Here is a 3703-nt window from a genome sequence, read left to right as displayed (position 1 = left end):
GGATCGGGAAGTTCCACGGGATGATCTGGCCGACCACCCCCAGCGGCTCGTGGAAGTGGTAGGCCACGGTGTCGTCGTCGATCTGGCTCAGCGTGCCCTCCTGGGCGCGGATCGCCGCCGCGAAGTAGCGGAAGTGGTCGGCCGCACCCGGAATGTCGGCGGCCAACGCCTCCCGGATCGGCTTGCCGTTGTCCCACACCTCGGCCACCGCCAGCCGCTCGCGGTGCGCGTCGATCCGATCGGCGATCTTGTTCAGCACCTCGGCCCGTTCGGCCGGGGCGGTCTTGCCCCAGGCCGGCGCCGCCGCGTGTGCGGCGTCCAGGGCCTTGTCGATGTCGGCCGCGGCGGAACGGGGCACCTCGCAGAACGGCTGGCCGGTCACCGGCGTCACGTTCTCGAAATACTCACCCCCGACCGGCGTCACCCAGTCGCCGCCGATGAAGTTGCCGTAGCGGCTCTGGTAGCTCATCAGTGCGTTCGCCGAGCCCGGACGCGCGAAGACGGTCATTCAGGTCAGCCTCTCTTGCTGTCACAGCCGGTGTTACCCAACTCACACTACCGTCGAGGAGACAATGGCGGCTATGGCTTCCGTGACTACCGAGACTTCTGGGACCGAACCCGACGACCCGTATCTGTGGCTGGAAGACGTCACCGGCGACGAGGCCCTGGACTGGGTCCGGGCGCACAACGCCCCGACCCTGGCGACGTTCTGGGAGGAGCGCCCGGACGAGTTCGAGGCGATGCGGGCCGCCGCGCTGGAGGTGCTCGACACCGACACCCGGATTCCGTACGTGCGCCGCCGGGGTGAGTTTCTGTACAACTTCTGGCGCGACGCGGCCAACCCGCGCGGACTGTGGCGGCGCACCACCTTGGACAGCTACCGCAGCGACAGCCCGGACTGGGACGTGCTGATCGACGTAGATGAACTCAGCCGAACCGACGATATGAACTGGGTCTGGGCCGGGGCCGCCGTCATCGAGCCCGACCACACCCGGGCGCTGGTCTCGCTCTCCCGCGGCGGTGCGGACGCGACGGTCGTCCGCGAATTCGACATGGCTATCCGGGCTTTCGTCACCGCCGGGTTCGCCGTTCCGGAGGCGAAGACGTCGATCGGCTGGGAGGACGAGGACGTCGTCCTGGTCGGCACCGACTTCGGCGGCGACTCGCTGACCGAGTCCGGCTACCCGCGGATCGCCAAGCGCTGGCGTCGCGGCCAACCGCTGACCGATGCCGAGACGGTGTTCGCCGGGTCGCGCAGCGACGTGATGGTCGCCGCCGGCGTCGACCGCACCCCGGGCTTCCGGCGCACCGTGCTGCGGCGGGCGGTCGACTTCTTCAACGACCAGGTCTACGAACTGCGCGGCGCCGGTGACGACCGGGAGTTGATCCGGATCGACGCGCCCACCGACGCCAGCCTGTCGGTGCACCGCGAATGGTTGTTGATCGAGCTGCGCAGCGACTGGTTCATCGGGACCGAATCCTATTCGGCCGGTTCACTGTTGGCCGCCGACTACGACGCGTTCCTGGCCGGCACGGCCGAACTGGCCATCGTGTTCGCACCCGACGCGCACACCGCACTGCACCAGTACACCTGGACCCGGGATCGGCTGGTCATCGTCACGCTCTCCGACGTGGCCAGCCAGGTCGCGATCGTCACCCCCGGAACCTGGGAGCACCAGCCGGTCGGCGGTGTGCCGGCCAACACCAACACCGTGGTCGTCGCCGCCGACGACACCGACTGCACCGACGGGGAGATTTTTCTGGATTCCAGCGGTTTCGACACGCCGTCTCGGCTGCTGCACGGTGTCGCCGGCGGCGAGCTGGCCGAGATCAAATCCGCGCCGGCGTTCTTCGACGCCGAGGGCGTCAGCGTCACCCAGCATTTCGTCGCCTCGGCCGACGGCACCTCGATCCCCTACTTCGTGGTGCGCCCGCCGGATGCCGCCGGGCCGACGCTGCTGGGCGGCTACGGCGGTTTCGAGGTGGCCCGCACCCCGGGCTACGACGGCGTGCTCGGTCGGCTGTGGCTGGCCCGCGGCGGCAGCTACGTGTTGGCGAACATCCGCGGCGGCGGTGAGTACGGACCGGGCTGGCACACCCAGGCGATGCGGGAGAACCGGCATCTGGTGGCCGAAGACTTCGCCGCCGTCGCCGCCGATCTGGTGGACCGCGGCATCACCACCGTCTCACAGCTCGGCGCCCAGGGCGGAAGCAACGGCGGCCTGCTGATGGGCATCATGCTCACCGGCTATCCGGAGCTGTTCGGCGCGCTGGTCTGTCAGGTGCCGCTGTTGGACATGCGCCGCTTCCACCTGTTACTCGCCGGCGCCTCCTGGGTGGCCGAGTACGGCAACCCGGACGATCCAGACGACTGGGCGTTCATCTCCGAATACTCGCCGTACCACAATATTTCGCCCTCAGCCGATCGCAAGTACCCACCGGTGCTGATCACCACCTCCACCCGCGACGACCGGGTTCACCCCGGCCACGCCCGCAAGATGGCCGCCGCGCTGGCGGCGGCCGGGCACCGGGTGCACTACTACGAGAACATCGAGGGCGGTCACGGCGGGGCGGCCGACAACGCCCAGGCCGCATTCAAGGCGGCGCTGAGTTACTCGTTCCTGTGGCGGATGCTCGGCGGTACCGCCGATACCCGGGGCTGAACAGGCGTTGACGTGGGGCGGGTCTGGTCTACTGCGATCACCGACTGGAGAGTGCCGACGGACACCACGCCCGGGTCGACGTGTTCCAGACCATACCGCCATCGCACACCGCGCCATTGACAACTGGCACGGTCTCTGGTGTCGTTTCATTCCATGCGGTCCCGCTCGCTGCCCCTCCCCGACTTCCTGACGATCTCCAAGCGCCAACCGATCTCGGTCGACGCCAAAGCGGTCGTCACCGGCGCCGGAAGCGGCATCGGGCGGGCGTTCGCGCTCGAACTCGCCCACCGCGGCGGCGAGGTCATCTGCGCCGACGTCGACGCCGAGCGGGCCACCGAGACCACCAAGCTCATCGCCGACCTCGGCACGGGCGCCGGTCGCGCGGTCACCTGCGACGTCTCGTCACGCAGCGAGGTGGAGGCTCTGGCCGAGCACGCCCGGGAGGTGTTCTGCGGGCCGCCGACGCTGGTGATCAACAACGCCGGGGTCGGCATCGGCGGCAGGCCGATCGGCGAGATCGGCCTGGACGACTGGAACTGGGCGCTCGGGATCAACCTGTGGGGGGTCATCTACGGCTGCGAGCTGTTCACCTCGCAGCTGCGGGAGGCCGGGCGCGGCGGGATCATCAACGTCGCCTCGGCCGCCGGGTTCGCCGCAGCCCCGGTGATGGGCCCCTACAACGTCTCGAAGGCCGGCGTCATGAGCCTGTCGGAGACCCTCGCCGCCGAGCTGAGCGGCACCGGGATCACCGTCACCGTGCTCTGCCCGACATTCGTCAAGACCAACGTCGCCAAGGACGGCCGGATCACCGCCGGCGCGACCGGCCTGGCCGACCGGCTGATGTCGTGGACCGGCCTGTCCCCGGACAAGGTCGCCGCGCAAACCCTCGACGCCCACGACAAGGGCCGGCTGTACGTGCTGCCGCAGTTCGACGCCCACATCATCTGGCACCTCAAGCGGCACTTCCCCGGACCGTACGCACGCGGCGCAGGACTGCTGGGCCGGCTGCTCCCCGGCAACTGACCTCCCCCACACCCGGA

General features: G+C 69.4%; 3 protein-coding genes. 2 read left to right on the top strand and 1 reads right to left on the bottom strand.

Annotated elements, in window-relative coordinates:
* Window positions 1-508 (bottom strand): aldehyde dehydrogenase family protein (locus AC2VNT_RS09680; RefSeq protein WP_486946650.1); only part of this gene is annotated, 508 nt, incomplete at its 3' end.
* A gap of 73 nt (window positions 509-581) precedes the next feature.
* Here AC2VNT_RS09680 and AC2VNT_RS09675 point away from each other — a divergent pair.
* Together AC2VNT_RS09675 and AC2VNT_RS09670 are read left to right on the top strand one after the other, a co-directional pair.
* Window positions 582-2663, top strand: coding sequence for a prolyl oligopeptidase family serine peptidase (locus AC2VNT_RS09675; protein WP_486946649.1), 2082 nt, complete (start codon window positions 582-584; stop codon window positions 2661-2663).
* A gap of 153 nt (window positions 2664-2816) precedes the next feature.
* Window positions 2817-3686, top strand: a complete 870-nt coding sequence (locus AC2VNT_RS09670) for an SDR family NAD(P)-dependent oxidoreductase (RefSeq protein ID WP_486946651.1) — start codon at window positions 2817-2819, stop codon at window positions 3684-3686.
* Window positions 3687-3703 lie beyond the last annotated feature (17 nt).

The organism is Mycobacterium sp. TH-M15 (genome assembly GCF_057473705.1).
Note: the sequence above shows the minus strand (reverse complement) of the source record. Positions and strands in the feature narration are given on the sequence as shown.